Raw genomic sequence first — 21,395 nt, forward strand, 5'->3', positions numbered from 1 at the left:
TGATCATTTTGACGACCTCAAGCTTAAAGCTGGGGTCGAAATTGCGGCGTTGCCTTGTCATGCAAATCTCCTCGGATGGTGGATTGTCCACCTATCGAGGTGTCCGGGCAAATTAGACCACTACAGTTCTTGGCGCCGGTAAAAATACTAATTTGATTAGTTACTATGGCCTGAAATTTTTTCCAAGGTCATTTGTTCATTCCTCAATGGCACAAACTGCAAAGACTGTATTTGGCACTAAGCGTATTTTCGGTGTAATTGGGCGTGGGGCGCCTTTTGCGGCCCTTGGTTTTGCTATCTACGATGTCGTTATTATCGGCATGTGCGCGCTTGAGGCAAAAAATGGCAAACGAACTTACTAGAAATCAAATTCTCGAAAAAATAATAGATATTTTTGTCGAGGAAATTGGCTTTATCAAGCGTGAGGAAATTTCCGCGAGTACGCACATCACAAGAGATTTCAAGATTTATACTGACGACATAACTATTTTCCTGGAAGCGGTTGAAAAATATTTTGACATGCTCCCTCCTCTTGAAGAGTGGAGCAAAATTGCAACATTTGATGAATTTACAGATTTAACACTGCGTTATCGTGGCGTAAAAATCCCCAGAAGCAAGCCTTCAGGATTATTAGGATGGCTGTTCAGATAGATGTCAAAAACAAGGATACGTTGGCGAATTTCCCTAACTCGCCACAGAACATGGATGGCGAGCTGCAGCAACGTTTTGCGCGATAAAATTTGGCAATGACAGCCTTTGCTGATGAATGCCACACACGCCTGTCATGATGCTCGCATAGCATTTCGGAGGATAGAGTTTGTCGAAGTTGTTGCTTATTTTGCCGTCTTTGTTTTGCCGCCGCGAAGATCCTTGTCATTGTTTTTTTCCAGTTCCTCGATTTCTTCCAGGAAGCTGATGATGCTGGGTGCAGCACCCAGGATATCTTGCCGGATTGCTTCGGCAGCAGCCTTGCCGTCACGTTTGTGCAGAGCAGTAAGCAAGGTGCGGTGCTGATCGGGATCAATAAACGACATGGCCTTGTTGTGCAGGAAATAAGCTTTCAGAACCGGCCCCATCGACGCCCACAGGTTTTCTATGATCGCCTGGAGGGTCGGTAGTCCGCACAGATTGTATATGCCGAAATGGAAGGCGCGGTTGAAACCCATGCGCGCATCGGCGTCGCGTTGTGCGCCGGCTTTTTCAAACTGCGCATTCAAATCAACCAGTTTGGACAACTCGGATGGGCCGATGCGTTCCGTTGCCAGTTCAGCAGCAAGCGGTTCCAGCTGCAACCGAATGGTGCGCAACTCCAGATAACGCTCCAGATTCAACGGCGGGACGCTGATCATTTTTGCTGCCTGCATGTGTAGCGCTCGTTCGCTGACCAGCCTCAACAAAGCCTCGCGCACAGGTGTTACGCTGGTGCCGAAACGTTCCGCCATGTCCTGCAGCCGTATGCGTTCGTCTGGCAGGAAGCGTCCTGCCACCAGGGCCTCGCGTACCTCGTTGTAGACACGCGCGGACATATTGCTTTTATCGATGGGAGAGATTTGTTCGTTCACGGGAATTGTATATCGTATATGTTGCTGCAGTATAATCGATTATGCCGATAAACTGCATTGCGGCTAAGTCAGTTTTTGTTATCCGATCTTTGCCACAGCAGACCCCGGAAAGATCGCGTTTGTTGTGTAGGCGCTTCAATAAAAATCGGCGCGCAGATGTGCGCGCCGGTAAAAAAAGAGATGTCGGCGGCGATCAGATCCGCTGCAATTCGCCCAGCGCCACTGTCTCAATTCCGTTCGCATCCAGCTGATAATGCGCGTATAAATGAGTAGGCGGAGCAATCAGACTGTATTCGTCCTTGATACCATGCCTCAACAGTCGCACGCCGCTGCCTTCGTCCGCCAGAATTTCCGCTACCGCGCCGCCGAGTCCGCCCAATACATTGTGTTCTTCCACCGTCATCAATTTGCGCGATCGCCCGGCTGCGCGCAGCACGGCCTCGCGATCAAGCGGTTTGATTGTGGCCATGTCAATCATGCCTACCGACCAACCCGCAGCGTTCAAGCGCTTTGCCGCCTCCAGCGCGGGATGAACCGTCGAGCCGCAGGCGATAATCGTCAGCTCTTCTCCAGAAAAATGCTCGATTGCCTTGCAGAACTCAAATGGGACGTTGTCTTCATATACTTGCGGATCGCGGCCACGGCCAACGCGGAAGTAGATCGGTTGCGGATATTCGGCAGAGGCCTTGATGGCGGCAACCAGTTGCGGGCCGTCTGCGGGCGCTACGACCGTCAGATTGGCGATTGAACGCATGATTGCCAGGTCTTCGGTGGCGTGATGCGAGGTGCCGTAAAATCCCAGCGAAATGCCTGCATGGTGACCGATCAGGCGTACCGGCAACCTGCAGTAGGCGATATCCATGCGGATTTGCTCACAGCACAGTAGAGCCAGGAATGATGCAAACGTCGCGACAAAGGGCATGCCGCCGGCAGTGGCCATGCCGGCTGCCGCACTGACCATGTTTTGTTCCGAAATGCCGAATTGGGTATAGCGTTCAGGGTATTTTTTTGCAAATCGGGCCAGGCCGTTCGAATATTGGAGGTCGGCAGAACCTGCCAATACCGGATAGCCGGCTTCGACCAGCGCGGCCAGGCCGTCGGACAGATAGTTCAAGCCGGGTGTCAGTTCGTTCAGGCCGCGATATTGCCATGAGTCTTTGGATAGTGGCTGATTCATAGTTTAGATTTCCTGTCCTTTGATTTCCGCGATGGCTCGCGTTGCGTCTTCGGGTGCCAAATAGCCCAGATGCCAGCCCGGTTCCGTTTCCATATAGCGCACACCTTTGCCCTTGACTGTCTTTGCAATCACGCAGGCGGGACCGGTGCGCTGATCGTCGGCGCGAAGACGGCGCAACAAGGCTGTCAGTTCGCCAAGATTGTGGCCATCTACGACGTGGACTTCCCATCCGAAGGCGCGCCATTTTTCATCAAGCGGTTCGATGCCGATGACATCATCGACCGCGCCGTCCAACTGGTAGCCGTTGCGGTCGACAATGGCGATCAGGCGATTGAGCTTGTGATGTGCAGCTCCCAGAGCAGCCTCCCAAACCTGGCCTTCCTGCATTTCACCATCACCCAACATGACGAAGGTTGTGAAATCGTTGCCGTGGAAGCGGCCGGCCAGCGCCATGCCAAGTCCGTTCGACAAGGCATGGCCGATCGATCCGGAGCTGAAATCGATTCCTGGCACCTTGCACATGTCCGGATGGTCGCCCAGCGGACTGCCTAGGCGTGTGTATTGATCCAGCCATGATTTTGGAAAGAAATCGAGGTCGGCAAGAATTGGGAACAGTCCCACCGCTGCGTGACCTTTGCCCATCAGGAAACGATCCCGTTGCGGCCATGCAGGGTTGCCGCGTTGAAGGCGCATCACGTCGTAATACAAGGCGGCAAATGTCTCCGCCGCCGAAAACACCGACGTATAGTGGCCGACTTTGGCAATTTCGATCAGACGAATTGTTTCCAGTCGGACAAACATCGCTCGCTCTCGCAAACGTGCAATTTCCTCAGTTGTCAGCGCAAATTCCTGAATACTCGCTTGCACTGACTTCACTTTTACATCTGCCATAACACCTCCTTGGGAATGATCTTTTCCAAATAATTAAATTTTGATTGATTTACTATACATCATATATGATATATCGTTATGACTAGTGCATTCAAAGGAGCAAAAATGACCGCGGTACACGAAGTGGCAAGCAGTGAGAAAACAGACAACTCCGGGATAGGCTTGGATGGCGTTGCATTGAGCGAACAGGCTAAGGCCGATATTCGGCATCACTTGCATTCTCAAACCAATCTGCGCGCGCACCAGTCGCGCGGACCGTTGATAGTCAGCCGCGGCGAGGGGATTTATGTTTTTGACGAGCAAGGCAAAAAATACATAGAAGGCATGTCCGGCTTGTGGTGCGCATCGCTGGGATTTTCGAATCAACGGCTGATCGGGGCAGCAGAGCGACAACTGCAGCGGCTACCGTACTACCACACCTTCAATCACCGGGTTCCCGACGTTGTCGTGCAATTGGCAAGCCGGATCGTCGCCATTGCACCGCTGCCGGATGCAAAGGTGTTTTTTGCATCGTCAGGATCGGAGGCGATAGATTCGATGATCAAGATGACGTGGTACTACCAGGCTGCTCGCGGCAAAGCGGAAAAGCGGACGATCATTGCACACGACAAAGGATTCCACGGTTCGACAGTCATGGGATCCAGCCTGTCCGGGCTGCCGCACATGCATCGCGCGTTTGGCTTGCCGTTGCCGGGCATTCGTCATATCGAATGCCCGCACTTCTGCAAAAACGGACGGCCAGGGGAAAGCGAAGCCGCTTTCGTTGCACGGCTCATCGCTCAGCTTGAGCAACTGATCGAAGCTGAGGGCGCCGATACGATTGCGGCACTGATCAGCGAGCCGATCTTGGGCGCCGGAGGTGTCGTGGTGCCGGCTGCAGGTTATATGCCGGCACTCCAGGCATTGCTGCGCAAGTACGACATTCTCTTGCTTTCCGATGAAATTATTTGCGGTTTCGGACGGAGCGGCCGCTGGTTCGGCGCCGAAACGATGGGTGTGGAGCCAGAAATGATGGCCTGTGCCAAGAGTCTTTCCGCGGGATATATGCCGATTTCCTGCGTTGTCGTCAGTGGAAAAATTTACGAACAACTGGAGAACCAAAGCAGTACGCTAGGCCCGTTTGGCCATGGCTTTACGTACTCCGGCCATCCTGTTGCCGCTGCGGTTGCGCTTGAAGCGCTGACCATTTATCAGGAAATGGATGCGCCGAGCGTTGTCACGAGCAAGGGGGAGTACCTGCACGGCAAATTGTCCGCACTGCGTGAGCATTCATTGGTCGGAGAAGTTCGCGGAACAGGCTTGCTGGCCGGTATCGAACTGATCGACAAATCAAGCGGCCAGGCTTTTCCGGCTGTGCTGGGTGTTGGCACCAGGGTCGAACAGCGCACGCGTGAGCACGGACTGATTGTGCGAAACATGGGAGACGCCATTGCGCTTAGCCCGCCTTTCATCATTAGTAATGATGAGATCGACATGATTGTCGAAAAATTGACCGTGGCACTCGACGAGACCGTGACAGAGCTTGCTAAACGTGCATAACGCGCTGGCCTGGGGGAAGATTATGAGCAACGAGCAAGAAAAATTGATCGAATTTATCGACGTACAGAAATCGTATGACGGTAGCAATCTGGTTATCAAGAACCTGAACTTGTCCATACGACGGGGAGAATTCCTCACGCTGCTGGGCGCTTCCGGATCGGGCAAGACCACCACGCTGGTGATGCTGGCCGGATTTGAGTCGCCGACTCGCGGTGAAATCCGGATGAACGGCAAGCACATCGAGAGCGTACCTGCGCACAAACGCGGCATCGGCATGGTGTTCCAGAACTATGCCTTGTTCCCGCACATGAGTGTTGCGCAAAATCTTGCATATCCACTCAAAATGCGTGGTATCGGCGGTGCCGAACTCGAAGATAAGGTCAAGCGGGCGATTGATATGGTGCAGTTGCACGGGATGGAGCATCGACGTCCATCCGAGCTGTCGGGTGGCCAGCAGCAACGCGTTGCGCTGGCGCGTGCAATGGTGTTTGAGCCCGAATTAATTCTGATGGACGAACCATTGGGTGCACTCGACAAGAATTTGCGCGAGCACATGCAATATGAGATCAAGCAATTGCATCGCAAGCTGGGCATCACGATAGTGTATGTGACGCACGACCAGAGCGAAGCTCTGACGATGTCTGATCGCGTTGCCGTTTTTGACCGTGGTGATATTGCGCAGATTGCAGCGCCGGATGTGCTGTACGAACAGCCAGGGACGGCATATGTTGCGACCTTTATCGGTGAGAACAACATCTTGTGCGGCACGCTGCAAGCGGTGCATGGCGAGACATGCACGGTTGCACTGGACTGCGGTCAACGCATCACGGCCCCGGCATTCGGTCTGCAAGGCACGGAGCCGGAGCGAGTCAAGGTGATGGTGCGTCCTGAAAAAATTCAACTGGGCGCCGTGTCAAACGGATCGCAGGATTTTACCGGGCAGATTGCCGACCTGGTTTACCTCGGGGACCACGTTCGGGTACATGTCCGTCATGGGGAGAAAGAAAACGTCATTCTCAAAATGGCAGATATGAAACTGGCGAAGCAGATTGTTATCGGCGAATCGATCGGTTTCGGATGGAATCCCAACGACTGTCATGTTTATCCGGAGTCCATGACGTTACGGTGATCGTCGGTAATATGCCGACACCTTCAACTTTTGCCCATCGCTTAAGGGATATTTCATGCTGCAACTCATCAATCCGGCTCTGCTGCGTACCAAGGCGTTTATCAACGGCGCCTGGCGTAACGCCGACAGCGGTGCAGTCATTCAAATCACTAATCCGGCCGATGGTGAAATCATCGCGACCGTACCACGCATGGGCGCGAGCGAAACGCGCCGGGCGATCGAGTGCGCCCATGCAGCATGGGAACCCTGGCGCAGATTGACTGCAAAGGATCGCGCACGCATCTTGCGGAAATTCCACGATGCGATCCTCGATAATGCTGAAGACCTGGCACGCATCATGACATGCGAGCAGGGCAAGCCTCTGCAAGAGTCGCGCGATGAAATCCGCTATGCAGCTTCCTATATCGAGTGGTTTGCGGAAGAAGGAAAGCGACTCTACGGCGATACCATTCCCAGTCCGCATAGCGGCAGGCGGATCGTGGTCGTCAAGGAGCCGATTGGCGTATGCGCTGCGATTACGCCGTGGAATTTTCCGGCGGCAATGATCACGAGAAAGATCGGTCCCGCACTGGCTGCTGGATGTCCTATCATCGTCAAACCGGCCAGCCAGACGCCGCTGAGCGCGCTGGCTCTTGCCCATCTGGGAGAAATGACCGGTATTCCCCCGGGAGTATTTTCGGTGGTGACCGGATCGGCCAATGCTATCGGCGGGGAGTTGACTTCCAACCCTGCGGTGCGCAAACTGAGCTTCACCGGCTCTACTGAAATTGGGCGTATTCTAATGCGCCAAACCGCCGGGACCATCAAAAAAGTCTCGATGGAACTGGGTGGCAACGCGCCTTTCATCGTGTTCGATGACGCGGACATTGAGGCGGCGGTCAGTGGCGCCATCGCCAGTAAATTTCGCAACGCCGGCCAGACTTGTGTATGTACGAATCGATTGTATGTACACGATCACGTGCATGACGAATTCGTCGAAAAACTGGCGATTGCTGTCAATGCGCTGTCGGTCGGCAACGGCTTAGAGGAGAATATATCGCAAGGACCGCTGATCGACGCTGCTGCAGTCGACAAAGTCGAAGAGCATATTGCCGATGCGATGGCCAAAGGTGCTTGGCTGGTAGTCGGAGGCAAGCGCCATGTCCTCGGTGGAACGTTCTTTGAACCGACCTTGCTCGCCGGCGCAACACAGTCGATGAAAGTCGCGACGGAAGAGACCTTCGGGCCGCTTGCCTGCGTGTTTCGTTTCGATACCGAGGAAGAAGTGATCGCCATGGCGAACAATACCGAATTCGGACTAGCCAGTTATTTTTATAGTCGTGATATAGGACGCGTCTGGCGCGTCGCAGAAGCTCTGGAGTACGGTATGGTTGGCATCAACACGGGCGTGATTTCCAGTGAGGTCGCGCCGTTCGGTGGTGTCAAGCAATCGGGTCTTGGGCGCGAGGGATCCAAATACGGGATCGAGGACTATATTGTGATCAAACAGCTTTGCATCGGTATTGAGTGATCCGATTTAGGTGCGATAAGCACCACGCGTTCATAAAGAGTATGCAACAGTTTCAATCGTTGCACTTGTCGGATCACTGGTTCTTGTCTCTGCTGTGACGTGGTTAGCGCTTTTTACTTATCGTCGATTTTTTTGCGATGACTTGCCTAAGCAGTAGTCACCATCAAGTAACAAAGATCATTCAAATCGCTAGCCCCGGGCATTTTGGCGTACATTATTCGAAGGTGAGCAGAGCGAGTATGTAAAACCGACCTTCAGAGGTATCGACATGATCAATCCATTCGATTTCAACGGCAAGACAGTGTTCGTCTTTGGCGGCACCAGCGGTATCAACCTGGGTATTGCCCACGCTTTCGCTGAGCAGGGGGCAAGGGTGGCAGTAGCCAGCCGGTCGCAAGACAAGGTTGATGCGGCAGTATCCGCATTGTCGCGGCACGGGGGCGAGGTCGCCGGCTTCTGTGCCGACGTGCGCAATCCCGATGCGGTAGCCGCTGCATTCACCGGCGCGAGCCAGGCGTTCGGCCAGATCGACGTGTTGGTGTCCGGTGCTGCCGGCAATTTTCCGGCAACGGCACTCGGCATGTCGCCCAATGGCTTCAAGTCGGTGGTCGACATCGATCTGCTTGGCTCTTTCCACGTGCTGCGTGCGTCGTATCCCTACCTTACCAAACCAGGTGCAGCGATCATCAATATCTCGGCACCCCAGGCATTCTTGCCTATGGAGTTGCAGGCCCATGTATGTGCAGCAAAGGCCGGCGTCGACATGCTAACGCGGGTTCTGGCGATGGAATGGGGTGAGCAGGGCGTGCGTGTCAATTCGATTGTGCCGGGGCCGATTGGCGGTACGGAAGGCATGGAGCGGCTTGCTCCGACTCCTGCGCTGAAAACCAGGATCGCTTCCACCGTACCTTTACGACGGGAGGGAACGCCGCGCGATATTGCCAACGCAGCCATATTCCTCGCCTCGCCGCTGGCCAGTTATATTTCGGGCGTGGTGTTGCCGGTAGATGGCGGCTGGTCGCTGGGTGGCGCCACCGCGTTCATGATGGAGGTAACTGCGGCGATCACGTCAGGTCCCAAAGCTTAGGATTGAGGCGCTGCTTCATTGCGGGTACTTTGTACTCAAGCACTGACTCACCTGCCAAGAACGCAGCGCGAGCCAGTGTTTCTGCCGCAAATTATTTTTTCATTTCGTCTTTGTGATGGTGTTTCTTCGGTGCTTTGCCGTGATGCTTGGCGGGCCCATGCTTAGTGTCGCCCGGGTGGGTTTCCATCGGACGGTCGTTGCGGGCGTCGGGATGGCCGGCCAGCGGGTCGCCCGAGTTCTGGGCTTGTGCGAATGGTGTCAATGCGAAGAGGAGAGCGGCGATGCCAAATAGCTTTTTCATATTGATTCCTTCCGTTGATTGGGTTTCACAATCCCGGTTGACCGCGGGATTTCTTATAAACGCCGTGGGGGATATTCGGTTGACAACGAGGGTGTTGTTGATTCGTAACTTCATGTAGCATGCAACCTGCCGGCACTCACCCGACCTGCATTCACCCGACCATCTTTGTCACGGAGCATTGAATGAAAAAACGCCAGTTTCTGTCGACCGCCACCGCTTCGATTGCAGGCGCCCTGGGAATGATTGCGGTATCGCCTGATGTGAGTGCCGCTGCCAAAGGCACATCACAAGCTGCGGCGCCGGCAGTATTAACAATTACTGGCGCAATTGAGCGCAGCAATCGCGGCCCGACCGATCCGGTGATCGACCAGATGATGCATAAGCAGAACGTACAGTTCAGCAGCGCATTCGCCTTCGATCTTGGCGCGCTCGCCAAACTGCCTGCGGCAACCATCAATCCGACCATGGAGTACGACAGCAAGCCGCATCAGTTGCGCGGTCCGCGTCTGGCCGACGTGCTGGATATGCTGGGCGCCAGCAAAGCGCCGGAGACGCAGATTGTGTTTCATTCGGTCGACGGCTATATGCCGCAGTTGAGTTTCGCGCAACTGCGGAAGTATGGTTATATCCTGGCGACGCATATCGATGGCAAGCCCATGTCGATCGGCGGTTTTGGCCCCATCTTCGCGATCTATGACGCCGATCGCATCGCCGAGCAGGCGCAAAAACCGTTGAGCCAGCGCTTCACCCTGTGCCCCTGGGGTTTGTATTGCATCGAGGTAGTCGCGGGTAAATGAAGCAAGGCTTCCGTAGCTTGTAGCCTTATTCGTCGCTGAATAATTCGCCTTGCAAGACGACCGACTGGTTCACTGCCTCATCTTTTCTGGCAAGTGCGCTGGCCCGTACGCCTAACAGCCTCAAGCGCTTGTCGAATGCGACCCGGCGCAGGCATTCGCCCGCCGCTTGCCGGATCGCTGTGGCGTCATCCGTGGCATTGGGCAGTGTCAGATCCCGGGTGACGATGCGAAAGTCGGAGAAACGCAATTTGATCCCTACCGTGCGCGCAACATAGCCTTTTCTTTGCAGGTCGCCGGCAAGTCGCACGCACAGGTCCGTGAACATAGGGGTGAGCGTGTCGCGGTCCAGCTTGGCGTGGAGATCTCGTTCAAAAGTCGATTCGCGGCTAATCGATTTGGTTTCCGAGCTGGTCGCCACCGGGCGATCGTCCTGGCCCATGGCGGTACGCACCAGCCATTCGCTAAATGTGCGACCGAAATTTTCCTGCAGCACGGCTGGATCGGCTGCGGCCAGTTCACCGATGGTATGCAACCCGAGAGCCGTCAATTTCTCCGCCGCCTTGGGGCCGATGCCGTTGACCTTACGTGCAGCCAGCGGCCAGATGCGCGACTGGATGTCGGCCTCGGTGATGACGGTGAGGCCGTCCGGCTTGTCAAGTTCCGAGCTGATCTTGGCCAACAGCTTGTTGGGTGCGATGCCGATCGAACACGACAATCCCGTGGCCGCGCGCACGGCATCCTTGATTCGTTGCGCCAGTATCCGAACGTCGTCCGGGTGCTGGCTCAGGTCGATATAGATTTCGTCAATGCCGCGATCCTCTATCAACGGTGCGATCTCGGCCACGGCAGCTTTGAATAATCGGGAGTAATGGCGGTAAGACTCGAAATCGGTCGGCAGCAAAATCGCGTCCGGCGCCAGCTTGGCAGCTTTCATCATGCCCATGGCGGAAAACACGCCCAAGGCGCGCGCCTCGTAAGTCGAGGTGGTCACGACGCCGCGGCCGACATAGTCGCGCAGCCTGGAGTAGCGGAGTTGGCCGTCTTCGCCAGGTTCCGGCGTGTGCCGAGAGCCGCCGCCGATCACTACCGCCTGGCCGCGCAGTTCCGGGTAGCGCAGCAGTTCCACCGACGCGTAGAAAGCGTCCATATCCAGATGCGCGATACGACGAATGGGCGGAGGCATGAGGTCAAGAATAGAGATGTGTAATACGGCAGTAGAATATCACTACTGTATATAAATACAGCTATTTTGGCATCTTTTTTTTTTGACGGTCAGCAATAGGTCCACGGATTGAGGATTGCTACCCCGGTTGGCTCGAAGTCGCCCGAGTTGCGTGTTACAACCGTCATGCCGTGAACCAGTGCCGTCGCGGCGATAAGTCCGTCGCGAACGGGGCGCGGGTCGGGCACATGCAATCGTGCGCTGCGTTGAGCGACAGCTGTGTCTACTGGCAGGATGCGGCCAGTGAAGGCGGGTAAGACGTGGCTGTTCATCCAGGCTCGGAATATTGCTCCCTGCGGTGGATCGCGGCGTTCGGCAAGTAATATACCGATCTCTAATTCCTGGACAGTAATCGCTGACAGATATAAATCAACCGCATCCACGCTATCGGCCCACTCTGCAACGCGGCTATCGGCTTTTCCTTGGCGAATTTTTCGCAGTTCAGACACGACATTTGTATCGAGAAGGTACATTAGGATAAATCCGCAGCTTGAGCCAGATCTTTCGATTGCGGGATGTTGAGTTCGATGTCTGCGATACCTGGCATCGCCAACAAATCCGCGATTTTTGTTCGTCCGCCACTGATTTTTTTATACTCGTCGAATGTCAAAAGCACATGTGCTGGCCGACCGCGGTCGGTGATGAACACTGGGCCATCATTCGCCGCCTTTTTTGCCTTGCTGGCATCTTGATTGAACTGCCGGCTTGAAAGGGTCGTGATCGTCATTTCGGCACCTCGCATCTGTCTCCAATGTAGGTATGTTACTACAAATCGTGAATTGCGTAAAATATGTAGGTATGTTCCTACATTTTCGATGGATCTACTATTTAGCTTCAAAATAGATGTCGGCTATGGCGACCCGCCGAAGTCTTACAGCACCGGACTCAGCAAGCGCGCAACATGGATCAGCACCCGGTACGAGTAGCGCAACCGGTTATAGTCACTGCCACCGATTTCGACCGCCTGTTCGAAATCAATCGCCAGCATCTGTTCGACTTCCGCGGCGAACGCCGTATCGATATTCAATGCGGTAATTTCGAAATTGAGGCGGAGTGAACGGTTATCCAGGTTCATGCTGCCGACCGATGCCGTATCGTCGTCAATCAGCATGACTTTTTGGTGCGTAAACCCTGGCTGATAGCGGAACACGCGTATACCGGCGCGTACCGATTCGTGTGCATACAAGGTCGATGCCAGGAAGACGGTGCGATGATCCGGGATGGACGGAATCAGAATGCGCACATCGACACCGCGGAATACCGCCAGCTGCAAGGCGGCGTTCACCGCTGAGTCGGGCACCAGGTAGGGCGTGGTCAGCCACAGTCTGTGACGGGCGGCGTGTATCGCCTGCACGAAAAGTAGCGAACAGGTTTCTTGCGCATCGGCTGGCCCGGTCGCTGCAATCAGGCTGGTAGCTTCACCGCCGCTGGGGCGCGGTGGCAGCAGAGTCAGTGGTTGGCCGGTGATCCATTGCCAGTTTTCATCGAAGGCCAACTGCAAATCGGCGACCGCCGGCCCCTGCAATTCCATGTGGGTATCGCGCCATGGCGCCAGCGGCGGCTTGTGGCCAAGATATTCTTCGCCGACATTGAGGCCGCCGACAAAGCCGCGCCAGCCGTCCACTACCACTACCTTGCGGTGATTACGAAAGTTGAGCTGGAAACGGTTGCGCCAGCGGCGGGTGGCGAAGCGATGGATATGGACGCCGCCGGCGCGCAGGATTTCACTGTACGTGGCGGGCAGATCGTGGCTGCCGACACCGTCGTAGAGCACGTGCACGCTGACGCCGGCTGCCGCGCGTTCCAGTAGCGCTGCTTGCAGCCGGCGGCCCAGTTCATCGTCGTGGATGATGAAGAATTGCACCAGCACATAATGTTCAGCGTCGGCGATCGCGGCGAACATCGCTTCGAAACTGGCGGCGCCATTGACCAGCAAGCGCAAGCGATGGCCGCTCAGGAAAGGTACGCCTAGCATTTTGCTGATGGCTTGATAACGCTGCGACCCGACGTGCGGCGGGTATTCGGCAGACAACGCTAGCTGAACCGGATCGTCCAGCTGGCGCAGGCGCGCCAGCCGTGAATGATGCAGTTCGGCATAACCAGTGAATCGTTTACTGCCAAGGAACAGATAGGGCAGCAGCGTGAAGTAGGGCAGCAGCACCAGTCCGAACACCCAGGCTACCGCGCCTTGCGGGGTGCGGGTGTGCATCAGGGCGTGGATTGCGGCGACGACGCCGGCGACATGCAACAGCAGAACGACAATCGGAATCAGGGCAAACAGCAAATGCGGCATTCAGATAACTCCGAATCTCAAGGGCAGCTTGCATATTAGCCAATAATCGTGGTACCTGGCTCGCTTATTTTTTTGCCTGCAGTGCAATCCGTACGGCCAGGCCTGCCAGGACGGTGCCCATCAGCCAGCGCTGGATCAGCAGCCAGCTGGGCCGCCTACCCAGGACACCGGCAATCGAGCCGGCGGCTAGCGTGACCATCGAGTTGACCGTGATGCTGACCGCAATCTGGATCACGCCGAGTACCAGCGACTGCACCAGGATGCTGGGGCCGTTCGGATCGATAAATTGCGGCAACAGCGCCAGATACAGCAGGGCGACCTTGGGGTTGAGCAGATTGGTGAACAGGCCCATCAGGAACAGCTTGCGGTTGCTGTCGGCGGGCAGATCGCGCACCGCGAATGGCGAACGGCCGCCCGGCTTTACCGCTTGCCACGCCAGGTAAAGCAGATAGGCGGCGCCACCGAAGCGCAGCAAATCATACGCCAGAGGTATGGCAAATAGCAGGGCCGTGATGCCGAACGCTGCGCACAGCATGTAAAACACAAAACCGGTTGCCACTCCGGCCAGCGACACGAAGCCGGCTTTCGGGCCTTGGCAAATCGAACGGGAGATCAGATAAATCATGTTCGGGCCGGGCGTCAACACCATGCCGAAGGCGACCAGTGCAAAACCCAGCAGTAAATTAAGATTTGGCATACGCGGAAAGCAAAAGATTAGCGGGAAACCCATTCAGGAGCGGCCTGCGTATTTTGAGGTAAAACTTGCCACTGCGCATAATTAAACGATAAATGGATTTTATTTGTGCTTCAGTGGCACAAGTGTTGTTCTGATTTCATGGATTGTGCTGTTTGTCGGAATAAATGATAGTGAACATGCGTACCGGCAATCAACGTTTGACTCGATTGACACCCACATACGAGGCAAAACCATGAAATCAGAAAATATCGGCCACCTGCTGACTCGTGAACATACACACGATGTCATCTACCTTGCAGAGGATCAGACCATCTCGATTCAGAAAGCCTTGAAACAAGGCGAGAGAATCAAATGCCTGAGCGGCTTGTTATGGATTACCGCAGAAAATTTTAAAGGCGATATTTTCTTGAATGAAAATAAGGACGTTGAAATGCATGGCGCAAAACATATCGTGATCACCGCCCTGAAATCTTCCAGTTTCACCTACGAGCAGACGATGGCGTAAGATTTGGCATTGCTCGCCGCTTTGAGCGAGTGCTTCGGCCTGCCCACGGCCATGGAGAATGCCTATGTCTTTCGATGTCGATCTGTTTGTGATCGGAGCCGGTTCCGGCGGTGTGCGCGCTGCGCGTTTTTCGGCTGGATTCGGCGCTCGCGTGGCGGTAGCGGAAAGCCGTTACCTGGGCGGAACTTGCGTCAATGTCGGCTGCGTGCCGAAAAAATTCCTGGTCTACGGCGCGCATTTCAGCGACGATTTCGACCTGGCATCCAGTTTTGGCTGGAGCGCCGGCAAGCCGCAATTCGACTGGACCACGCTGATCGCCAACAAGAATCGCGAGATCCATCGGCTCAACGAGGTCTATCGCGGTTTGCTGCTCAACAGCGGCGTCGCCCTGCATGAAGGCCCCGCTGAAGGCCACGCCAGATTGCTGGATCAGCATACGGTTGAGATTAACGGCCAGCGCATCAGTGCAGCCAACATCCTGATCGCCACCGGCAGCTGGCCGCAGGTGCCGGATATCCCCGGTAAAGAATTTGCCATTACCTCCAACGAAGCTTTTTTTCTTAAGGAATTGCCGCGTCGCGTGCTGGTGATCGGCGGCGGGTATATTGCGGTCGAGTTCGCTTCGATTTTCCATGGCCTCGGCGCGCAAACCAGCTTGCTGTATCGCGGCGATCTGTTCCTGCGCGGCTTCGACCATGGCGTGCGCCAGCATCTCAATGACGAATTCCGGAAAAAGGGCGTGGACTTGCAATTCAATGCCGATATCGCCAGCATAGCCAAGCTGGCCGACGGCAGTTTGAAGGTAACCTTGAAAGATGGCCGTGTGCTCGATACCGATTGCGTGTTCTACGCCACCGGCAGGCGGCCGATGCTGGACGGACTGGGTCTTGAGAATGTCGACGTGGCGCTGGACGCTAAAGGTTTTATCAAGGTCGATCAGGAATACCGCAGCTCGGAGCCAAGCATCCTGGCCTTGGGCGATGTCATCGGTAAAGTGCAACTCACGCCGGTGGCGCTGGCCGAAGGCATGGCCGTAGCGAGACGTTTGTTCCGTCCCGAGGAGTATCGCCCGGTGGACTATCAGTTGATTCCGACTGCGGTGTTCAGCTTGCCCAACATCGGCACGGTTGGACTGACAGAAGAGCAGGCACAGCACGCCGGGCACAAGCTGAAAATCTTCGAGACCAGGTTTCGCCCGATGAAACTGAGCCTTGGCGATTATCACGAGAAAACCTTGATGAAGCTGGTGGTCGATGCCGACACTGATAAAGTGCTCGGCTGCCACATGGTGGGGCCGGATGCCGGTGAAATCATCCAGGGGATTGCGGTGGCTTTACGCGCCGGCGCCACCAAACGTGTATTTGACGATACCATCGGCATACACCCGACCTCGGCGGAAGAATTCGTCACGCTGAGAACCGCGCGCCCGGATTGACGAGCGCGTGCCAAAAGATAAACGCCTGCTGCCAACATAAAGAACAAGCTATGAGCGAAAATGAAAAACCAGAATTAACAGGGACAGGGACACGGACAGGGACAGACATAGAGGGCGACGAAACCGCCGGCTTCACGCGGCGTCGCTTTCTCGGTAGCGTAGTTGCTGTGGGCGCCAGCCTGGCGTTGTCCGACTGCGCCAGCGACGGTAACCAGCAAATAGCGGATGCAACCCAGGAAAGGCTGCTGGACCAGCAGCTGAGGACTGCCATCAAGCATGTGGTGGTGATCTACGCCGAGAATCGCAGTTTCAATAATCTGTACGGTAATTTCCCTGGTGTGCAAAAGCCTTTGGCGCAGGCGATGCAACAGGGTCGCTACACGCAGCTGGACCGCGACGGCAAGACACCACTGGCACAGCTGCCGAAGATCTGGGGCGGGATGGTGCCGCAGGCGCAGCAAGTCAACGGCCAGCGCTACGTGATTGCAGAAGGACAGATTGCCGGTTTGCCGAACGCTCCGTTCAAGTTGAGCGATCAGCAAGGAAAGCCGTTGCCGCAGGGAGTGATCACACGCGATTTGTGGCACAAGTTTTATCAAAACCAGATGCAGATCAACGGCGGCAAAAACGACCAGTTTGTGGCCTGGGCCGATTCCGGCGCGCTGACCATGGGGCACTACGGCGAAACCGCCAGCAAGCTGCGCCTATGGAAACTGGCCGAGCAATATACCTTGTGCGACAATTTTTTCATGTCGGCTTTCGGCGGCTCGTATCTTAACCATATCTTCCTGATTTCCGGGCAGACGCCGTTCTATCCCGATGTCCGCAACAGCCCGGCCCGCCACAACGTATCGACCGTGGAAGGGGATGATCCGAAAGGCACGCGTTTGAAGCTGGATGACAAGAATCCAGCCTCAGCCATCGACGGGCCGCCAAAATTCCTGCGCGACCGCGCCATTACGCCGGACGGCTACGCAGTCAATACAATGGCGCCGCCGTATCAGCCTAGTTTTGTCAAACCGCCGAAGGGTGGCGATGCCGCTTACGCCGACGCCGGCGATCCGATGGTGCTGCCGCCGCAAACCTATCCGACTATCGGCGACCGGCTATCGGAAAAGGGCGTCAGCTGGGCCTGGTATTCCGGCGCATGGCAAGCGGCGCTGGAGGGTAAGGCAAACGCCGATGCGGTGCCTAATTTCCAATATCATCATCAGCCCTTCAACTATTTCAAGAGTTTCGCGCCCGGAACCGCATTGCGCGAGGCGCATTTGAAAGATGCCGGGGTGGGTGACGATCCGAACACCAACAAATTCCTGGCTGACGTAGATGCCGGGCGCTTGCCTCAGGTCAGTTTCTATAAGCCGCAGGGTAACCTGAACCTGCATGCGGGTTATGCCGACGTCGAGTCCGGCGACCGCCACATTGCCAATGTCATCGCGCACCTGCAACGCGGACCGCAATGGCAAGGCATGGTGGTGATCATCACGCACGATGAAAACGGCGGCTGGTGGGACCATGTGGCGCCGCCCAAGGGCGATCGCTGGGGGCCGGGTTCAAGGATACCCGCCACCATCATCTCGCCGTATGCCAGGAAAGGTTTTGTCGATCATACGGTTTACGATACGACGTCCATCATGCGTTTCATTACACGCCTGCACGGATTGCGTAAGCTGGATGCATTGGTTGCGCGCGATGAAGCGTTCAAGGAAAACCGTCAGGCACCGCTTGGCGACTTGACCAATGCCCTGGATCTGGCATAGATGGCCGCCAATATTTGACGTCAATATTATTTCTGAAGGGAACAGTAATTTGGATCAGATAGAGATGATTATCCGGCTATTGATCGCCGCCGCTTTGGGCAGCGTCATCGGCTTTGACCGTGAACGTCTGTCCTGGGCGGCCGGTTTGCGTACGCACATGCTGGTATGCGTGGGTTCGGCGCTGGTAATGATCGTATCGGCATACGGTTTCCAGGATGTGGTGGGCAAGCCGGGGATTTCGCTTGATCCGTCGCGGATGGCGGCCCAAGTCGTCTCCGGTATCGGTTTCCTGGGCGCCGGTTCGATCCTGCTGCGCGGCGAGGTGATTCGCGGCCTGACCACGGCCGCCAGTTTATGGTCGGTAGCTGCCGTCGGGCTGGCGGTGGGCGGCGGTTTGTATATTGCCGCGGCGGCAGCGACGTTGATCATCTTGATCATCCTGGCCGGTCTCAAGCCCTTGGAAAAGCGTTTCTTCCTCGCCCGTCAGCGCCGTGAAGTGCGGCTGGTGGTGCGGCGCGGCGCCATGACTTTCCAGATGTTCGGGCAGTTGCTGGACAAGGGCACGGCACAAATCGAACAATTCGTCGTCGAGCAGAATGCGAATGACGCTGAGATAGAAGAAGTTACCGTGGCGCTATTGCGTATGCTGCCCAGCGAGTTCGACGCTATCCTGGTCAGGTTGAAAGCGGTGCCGGATGTGCATGAGGTGAGCGAAATCCGTTTGCCGTAAATCTTGGGACCGGAATATTTTTCAATATTCTCGAATGCTTGCTAATGTGTCAATGAATGGCGCCACCGCCGCAATTGAGGAAACCCTCGACTAAAAGCCGGTCTTCTGCAATACGCGATGTGCTTTAATTGCTGTCATATAAATGACATTGTCAGAGGCAAGCCATGAACACATTGATGACCTCAGCCGCTACCGGGTTTGATCAGACCCGCCAGGAGATCCAGCGCGTATTCGATGCTCAGGCAGCCACTGCCCTGCGTTTGCGGCAATCGAGCAAGGCTGAGCGTCTGCAGAAAATCAAGAAATTGAGGAGTGCGCTGCTGGCGCACAAGGATGAGGTGATTGCCGCCGGTTTTGCCGATTTTGGCAAACCTGCCGCCGAGGTCGAACTGACCGAAATCCTGCCGGTGATCGCCGAGGCCAATGACGTCATCCGCAAGCTGGGACGCTGGATGAAGCCGAACAAAGTCTGGCCTTCGCGCATGATGATCGGTACTTCGGCATATACCCAGTATGAACCCAAGGGCCGCGTATTAATCGTGGCGCCATGGAATTATCCGGTGAACCTGAGCCTGGGGCCGCTGGTCTCGGCGCTGGCCGCAGGCAATACCGTGATCATCAAGCCGTCGGAAATGACGCCGCACGCTTCGGCCGTCATCGGCAAGATCATTCGCGCGGTATTTGACGAGAATGAAGTGGCGTTGTTCGAAGGCGACGCGCCGGTCGCGCAGGCATTGCTGGACTTGCCTTTCGATCATATCTTTTTCACCGGATCGCCGGCGGTCGGCAAGATTGTGATGGCGGCGGCGGCGAAGCATCTGACCAGTGTCACGCTGGAGCTCGGCGGCAAATCGCCGACGATTGTCGATGAGACCGCCGACCTGCAAGCTGCTGCGCAAAATATCCTCTGGGCCAAGTTCACCAACAATGGCCAGACCTGCATCGCGCCTGATCACATCTATGTCCACGCCAGCGTCAAGGAGGCTTTTTTGGGGCACTGCGTGACGGCGCTGGAGAGTGCCTATGGCAAGGATGTGCAGCAAATCGACAGCACCAGCCTGGCGCGTATCGTCAATCAACGCCATACCACCCGGGTCAAAACCCTGCTGGATGACGCCACGGCGCGCGGCGCGCGGATTGTCACCGGCGGCGTGGTCGATGAACTCAAGCGCTACATCGCGCCAACACTGCTGGACGGCATTCCGGACGACGCAAAAATCATGGGCGAAGAAATCTTCGGCCCGCTGCTGCCGATTATCAGTTTTGAGCAGCTGGATTCGGTGATTGCCCGCATCAACGCCGAACCCAAGCCGCTGGCCCTGTATGTCTGGAGCCGCAAGCAGGCAAATATTGCGAAGGTGATGCAGCAGACAACTTCTGGCGGGGCTTGCATCAACCATTGCGTGGTGCAGTTCTTGCACGGCAACCTGCCTTTCGGCGGTGTCAACAATTCCGGTATCGGCAGTGCGCACGGCCATCACGGCTTCCTGGCGTTTTCGCACGAGAGGGCGGTGGTGCGCAATCGCATCATGCTCGCCAAAATGTTCTACCCGCCATATACGGGCCTGACGCGTAAGCTGATCGCCTTGTTCGTCAAGACCGTTTGAAACCGAGGATTACCGCTAACCGGTCTTGCAATACATCGGCATGTAAATGGCGCACAATACCTATATGTGGTGCACAGGTAGCGCCAGGAGGATGTCATGTACAAGAAAATTTTGGTGGCCTATAACGGCACGCCGGAAAGTAAGTCGGCTCTGCACGAATGTATCCATATGAATCCGCCTCCCTCGACAGAAGTCCATCTGCTGGCGGTGGTTCAGCTTTCTCCGCATGGCATGGCTGGCGGCTATGCGCCGGAGATTGCATTCACTACCGAGAGGGAAATGATGGAGCAGGAACTGGAGCGGGGGCGTGCGCTGATGGCGGCGGCCGGATTGAACGTGGTGTCCCATCTTCAGTTGGGCGAACCGGTCGAGGTCATCGGGTCACTGGCGGACGTGCTGGGGATCGATCTCATTATTGTCGGCCATCCTCGCCACAAGACATTTGCCATGCGCTGGTGGCGCGGTTCCATGGATGCGTTGCTGATCGAGAGGGTTAAAGCCAGCATACTCGTTGCAGTACGTTGTTGATGTGCGGGCGGCAGGGGCAGCGCAGTACAAAAAAAAGCGTCTGGATCGCCTAGTCTGATTCTACGACTATCAGTGTGAATTTCCGGACAAGAGGCGTCACGAATTGCGCCACGACAAAAGAAAAAGGAAATGAGAATTGCCATGCCCCCAGGAATTTCATTAAAAAGCCGCTTGAAAATCCATCTTCATAAAAAACGATGAAGAATGACAAGACACCAGACATCAACACCGACATGAGCGCTGCAAATACGAACGTAAAATATTTTTTGTTTAATCTTTTCATGAAATATCCGGTGGATAACGTCAGCGTCCCGACACTTTAATCAGTATACGAATGAAGCATGGAAAAGCCGTATAAATATCGATATTCATACGGCTTTTTTGGGATAGATCCTAAATCTGACTGTAATGCCGTTAAGTTAAGGTTACCGGTTATAGCGCTTGGCAGGTCATTCCCGCGAACGCGGGAATCCATTTTAGCCACCATACTCTGCAACATGGATCCCCGCGTTCGCGCACTGCTGTCCGGAATAATTTGATTGACAATGTTGGGAAGGGTTGCAGGTATTGGTCTAAGGGGGTATACCCCTGTTTGCCAACTTAAAAACCAAACCTGCAACATGTT

Annotated in this window: 23 protein-coding genes; 12 read left to right on the forward strand and 11 right to left on the reverse strand. The window is 55.4% G+C overall.

The genetic code is table 11. From position 1 onward, the window contains the following. Nucleotides 1–342 precede the first annotated feature (342 nt). Nucleotides 343–651 carry an acyl carrier protein gene (locus tag KHU29_RS21475; RefSeq protein ID WP_211455368.1) on the forward strand — a complete coding sequence of 103 codons (309 nt, stop codon included), beginning with the start codon at nt 343–345 and terminating at the stop codon, nt 649–651. 182 nt (nt 652–833) lie between these two features. On the opposite strand, the gene KHU29_RS21480 is transcribed toward KHU29_RS21475, so the two are convergent. The 3 genes from KHU29_RS21480 to KHU29_RS21490 all read right to left on the reverse strand — a co-directional run bounded on the left by KHU29_RS21480 (nt 834) and on the right by KHU29_RS21490 (nt 3,630). After that, nucleotides 834–1,526, reverse strand: a complete 693-nt coding sequence (locus KHU29_RS21480) for a GntR family transcriptional regulator (RefSeq protein WP_211455369.1) — start codon at nt 1,524–1,526, stop codon at nt 834–836. Between the two features lie 229 nt (nt 1,527–1,755). After that, the gene (locus KHU29_RS21485) at nt 1,756–2,739 is read right to left on the reverse strand and encodes a transketolase family protein (RefSeq protein WP_211455370.1); all 984 of its coding nucleotides are present in this window, start codon (nt 2,737–2,739) and stop codon (nt 1,756–1,758) included. Nucleotides 2,740–2,742: 3 nt separating this feature from the next. Further along, entirely contained in the window at nt 2,743–3,630 is an 888-nt protein-coding gene (locus tag KHU29_RS21490) for a transketolase (protein ID WP_211455371.1), read from the reverse strand. Between the two features lie 105 nt (nt 3,631–3,735). Between KHU29_RS21490 and KHU29_RS21495 the strand changes: the two genes are divergently transcribed. From KHU29_RS21495 to KHU29_RS21510, 4 genes are all read left to right on the forward strand, one after another. Further along, nucleotides 3,736–5,169 carry an aminotransferase gene (locus tag KHU29_RS21495; protein WP_211455372.1) on the forward strand — a complete coding sequence of 478 codons (1,434 nt, stop codon included), beginning with the start codon at nt 3,736–3,738 and terminating at the stop codon, nt 5,167–5,169. A 22-nt stretch (nt 5,170–5,191) separates the two neighbouring features. Further along, nucleotides 5,192–6,298 carry an ABC transporter ATP-binding protein gene (locus KHU29_RS21500; protein ID WP_211455373.1) on the forward strand — a complete coding sequence of 369 codons (1,107 nt, stop codon included), beginning with the start codon at nt 5,192–5,194 and terminating at the stop codon, nt 6,296–6,298. Nucleotides 6,299–6,353: 55 nt separating this feature from the next. Then, a complete protein-coding gene (locus tag KHU29_RS21505; protein WP_211455374.1) occupies nt 6,354–7,808 on the forward strand; it encodes an NAD-dependent succinate-semialdehyde dehydrogenase in 1,455 nt (484 codons plus the stop codon). A 268-nt stretch (nt 7,809–8,076) separates the two neighbouring features. Continuing rightward, complete coding sequence (locus KHU29_RS21510) at nt 8,077–8,895, forward strand: SDR family oxidoreductase (RefSeq protein ID WP_211455375.1); 819 nt, start codon at nt 8,077–8,079, stop codon at nt 8,893–8,895. A 91-nt stretch (nt 8,896–8,986) separates the two neighbouring features. Here the strand turns inward: KHU29_RS21510 and KHU29_RS21515 are convergent, their stop codons facing one another. After that, nucleotides 8,987–9,196 (reverse strand): hypothetical protein, encoded by a 210-nt coding sequence (locus KHU29_RS21515; protein WP_211455376.1) that lies wholly within the window; start codon nt 9,194–9,196, stop codon nt 8,987–8,989. A gap of 182 nt (nt 9,197–9,378) precedes the next feature. Here KHU29_RS21515 and KHU29_RS21520 point away from each other — a divergent pair, with 182 nt between their 5' ends. Beyond that, on the forward strand, nt 9,379–9,993 hold the full coding sequence (locus KHU29_RS21520) for a putative pterin-binding protein (protein WP_211455377.1): 615 nt from the start codon (nt 9,379–9,381) through the stop codon (nt 9,991–9,993). A gap of 25 nt (nt 9,994–10,018) precedes the next feature. Here the strand turns inward: KHU29_RS21520 and dinB are convergent, their stop codons facing one another. From dinB to KHU29_RS21545, 5 genes are all read right to left on the reverse strand, one after another. Further along, nucleotides 10,019–11,176 (reverse strand): DNA polymerase IV, encoded by a 1,158-nt coding sequence (dinB, locus tag KHU29_RS21525; RefSeq protein ID WP_211455378.1) that lies wholly within the window; start codon nt 11,174–11,176, stop codon nt 10,019–10,021. An 89-nt stretch (nt 11,177–11,265) separates the two neighbouring features. Further along, nucleotides 11,266–11,688, reverse strand: a complete 423-nt coding sequence (locus KHU29_RS21530; protein WP_211455379.1) for a type II toxin-antitoxin system VapC family toxin — start codon at nt 11,686–11,688, stop codon at nt 11,266–11,268. Next, nucleotides 11,688–11,942, reverse strand: coding sequence for a type II toxin-antitoxin system Phd/YefM family antitoxin (locus KHU29_RS21535; RefSeq protein ID WP_211455380.1), 255 nt, complete (start codon nt 11,940–11,942; stop codon nt 11,688–11,690). Before KHU29_RS21535 ends, KHU29_RS21530 begins: the two co-directional genes overlap by 1 nt. 144 nt (nt 11,943–12,086) lie before the next feature. Then, entirely contained in the window at nt 12,087–13,508 is a 1,422-nt protein-coding gene (gene cls, locus KHU29_RS21540; RefSeq protein ID WP_425514505.1) for a cardiolipin synthase, read from the reverse strand. A gap of 64 nt (nt 13,509–13,572) precedes the next feature. Further along, entirely contained in the window at nt 13,573–14,205 is a 633-nt protein-coding gene (locus tag KHU29_RS21545) for a LysE family translocator (protein ID WP_211455381.1), read from the reverse strand. Between the two features lie 232 nt (nt 14,206–14,437). Between KHU29_RS21545 and KHU29_RS21550 the strand changes: the two genes are divergently transcribed. The 6 genes from KHU29_RS21550 to KHU29_RS21575 all read left to right on the forward strand — a co-directional run bounded on the left by KHU29_RS21550 (nt 14,438) and on the right by KHU29_RS21575 (nt 20,770). After that, nucleotides 14,438–14,710 (forward strand): DUF2917 domain-containing protein, encoded by a 273-nt coding sequence (locus KHU29_RS21550; RefSeq protein ID WP_211455382.1) that lies wholly within the window; start codon nt 14,438–14,440, stop codon nt 14,708–14,710. 64 nt (nt 14,711–14,774) lie between these two features. Continuing rightward, entirely contained in the window at nt 14,775–16,145 is a 1,371-nt protein-coding gene (gorA, locus tag KHU29_RS21555) for a glutathione-disulfide reductase (protein WP_211455383.1), read from the forward strand. Between the two features lie 50 nt (nt 16,146–16,195). Further along, nucleotides 16,196–17,905, forward strand: coding sequence for an acid phosphatase (locus KHU29_RS21560; RefSeq protein ID WP_246542417.1), 1,710 nt, complete (start codon nt 16,196–16,198; stop codon nt 17,903–17,905). A gap of 64 nt (nt 17,906–17,969) precedes the next feature. Then, nucleotides 17,970–18,635, forward strand: coding sequence for an MgtC/SapB family protein (locus tag KHU29_RS21565; protein WP_211455384.1), 666 nt, complete (start codon nt 17,970–17,972; stop codon nt 18,633–18,635). A 164-nt stretch (nt 18,636–18,799) separates the two neighbouring features. Beyond that, nucleotides 18,800–20,242, forward strand: a complete 1,443-nt coding sequence (locus KHU29_RS21570) for an aldehyde dehydrogenase family protein (RefSeq protein ID WP_246542419.1) — start codon at nt 18,800–18,802, stop codon at nt 20,240–20,242. A gap of 96 nt (nt 20,243–20,338) precedes the next feature. Further along, nucleotides 20,339–20,770: a universal stress protein gene (locus tag KHU29_RS21575; protein ID WP_211455385.1), complete on the forward strand. Its 432-nt coding sequence runs from the start codon at nt 20,339–20,341 to the stop codon at nt 20,768–20,770. Between the two features lie 49 nt (nt 20,771–20,819). Here KHU29_RS21575 and KHU29_RS21580 read toward each other — a convergent pair whose 3' ends face one another. Beyond that, nucleotides 20,820–21,053 (reverse strand): DUF2798 domain-containing protein, encoded by a 234-nt coding sequence (locus KHU29_RS21580; protein ID WP_211455386.1) that lies wholly within the window; start codon nt 21,051–21,053, stop codon nt 20,820–20,822. 36 nt (nt 21,054–21,089) lie between these two features. Further along, the coding region (locus tag KHU29_RS21585) for a hypothetical protein (RefSeq protein ID WP_211455387.1) at nt 21,090–21,395 on the reverse strand (306 nt) is incomplete at its 5' end.

Origin of the sequence: Collimonas antrihumi (genome assembly GCF_018304965.1) — a bacterium.
GTDB classification, from domain to species: Bacteria; Pseudomonadota; Gammaproteobacteria; order Burkholderiales; family Burkholderiaceae_D; genus Collimonas; species Collimonas antrihumi.

Coding starts and splice junctions, on each gene's coding strand:
- KHU29_RS21490 (WP_211455371.1), bottom strand. CDS start 3,630: ATGGCAGATGTAAAAGTGAAGTCAGTGCAAGCGAGTATTCAGGAATTT.
- KHU29_RS21505 (WP_211455374.1), top strand. CDS start 6,354: ATGCTGCAACTCATCAATCCGGCTCTGCTGCGTACCAAGGCGTTTATC.
- gorA (WP_211455383.1), top strand. CDS start 14,775: ATGTCTTTCGATGTCGATCTGTTTGTGATCGGAGCCGGTTCCGGCGGT.
- KHU29_RS21530 (WP_211455379.1), bottom strand. CDS start 11,688: ATGTACCTTCTCGATACAAATGTCGTGTCTGAACTGCGAAAAATTCGC.
- KHU29_RS21485 (WP_211455370.1), bottom strand. CDS start 2,739: ATGAATCAGCCACTATCCAAAGACTCATGGCAATATCGCGGCCTGAAC.
- KHU29_RS21565 (WP_211455384.1), top strand. CDS start 17,970: ATGATTATCCGGCTATTGATCGCCGCCGCTTTGGGCAGCGTCATCGGC.
- KHU29_RS21580 (WP_211455386.1), bottom strand. CDS start 21,053: ATGAAAAGATTAAACAAAAAATATTTTACGTTCGTATTTGCAGCGCTC.
- KHU29_RS21520 (WP_211455377.1), top strand. CDS start 9,379: ATGAAAAAACGCCAGTTTCTGTCGACCGCCACCGCTTCGATTGCAGGC.
- KHU29_RS21560 (WP_246542417.1), top strand. CDS start 16,196: ATGAGCGAAAATGAAAAACCAGAATTAACAGGGACAGGGACACGGACA.
- dinB (WP_211455378.1), bottom strand. CDS start 11,176: ATGCCTCCGCCCATTCGTCGTATCGCGCATCTGGATATGGACGCTTTC.
- KHU29_RS21575 (WP_211455385.1), top strand. CDS start 20,339: ATGTACAAGAAAATTTTGGTGGCCTATAACGGCACGCCGGAAAGTAAG.
- KHU29_RS21570 (WP_246542419.1), top strand. CDS start 18,800: ATGAACACATTGATGACCTCAGCCGCTACCGGGTTTGATCAGACCCGC.
- KHU29_RS21495 (WP_211455372.1), top strand. CDS start 3,736: ATGACCGCGGTACACGAAGTGGCAAGCAGTGAGAAAACAGACAACTCC.
- KHU29_RS21550 (WP_211455382.1), top strand. CDS start 14,438: ATGAAATCAGAAAATATCGGCCACCTGCTGACTCGTGAACATACACAC.
- KHU29_RS21515 (WP_211455376.1), bottom strand. CDS start 9,196: ATGAAAAAGCTATTTGGCATCGCCGCTCTCCTCTTCGCATTGACACCA.
- KHU29_RS21500 (WP_211455373.1), top strand. CDS start 5,192: ATGAGCAACGAGCAAGAAAAATTGATCGAATTTATCGACGTACAGAAA.
- KHU29_RS21510 (WP_211455375.1), top strand. CDS start 8,077: ATGATCAATCCATTCGATTTCAACGGCAAGACAGTGTTCGTCTTTGGC.
- cls (WP_425514505.1), bottom strand. CDS start 13,508: ATGCCGCATTTGCTGTTTGCCCTGATTCCGATTGTCGTTCTGCTGTTG.
- KHU29_RS21475 (WP_211455368.1), top strand. CDS start 343: ATGGCAAACGAACTTACTAGAAATCAAATTCTCGAAAAAATAATAGAT.
- KHU29_RS21545 (WP_211455381.1), bottom strand. CDS start 14,205: ATGCCAAATCTTAATTTACTGCTGGGTTTTGCACTGGTCGCCTTCGGC.
- KHU29_RS21480 (WP_211455369.1), bottom strand. CDS start 1,526: ATGTCCGCGCGTGTCTACAACGAGGTACGCGAGGCCCTGGTGGCAGGA.
- KHU29_RS21535 (WP_211455380.1), bottom strand. CDS start 11,942: ATGACGATCACGACCCTTTCAAGCCGGCAGTTCAATCAAGATGCCAGC.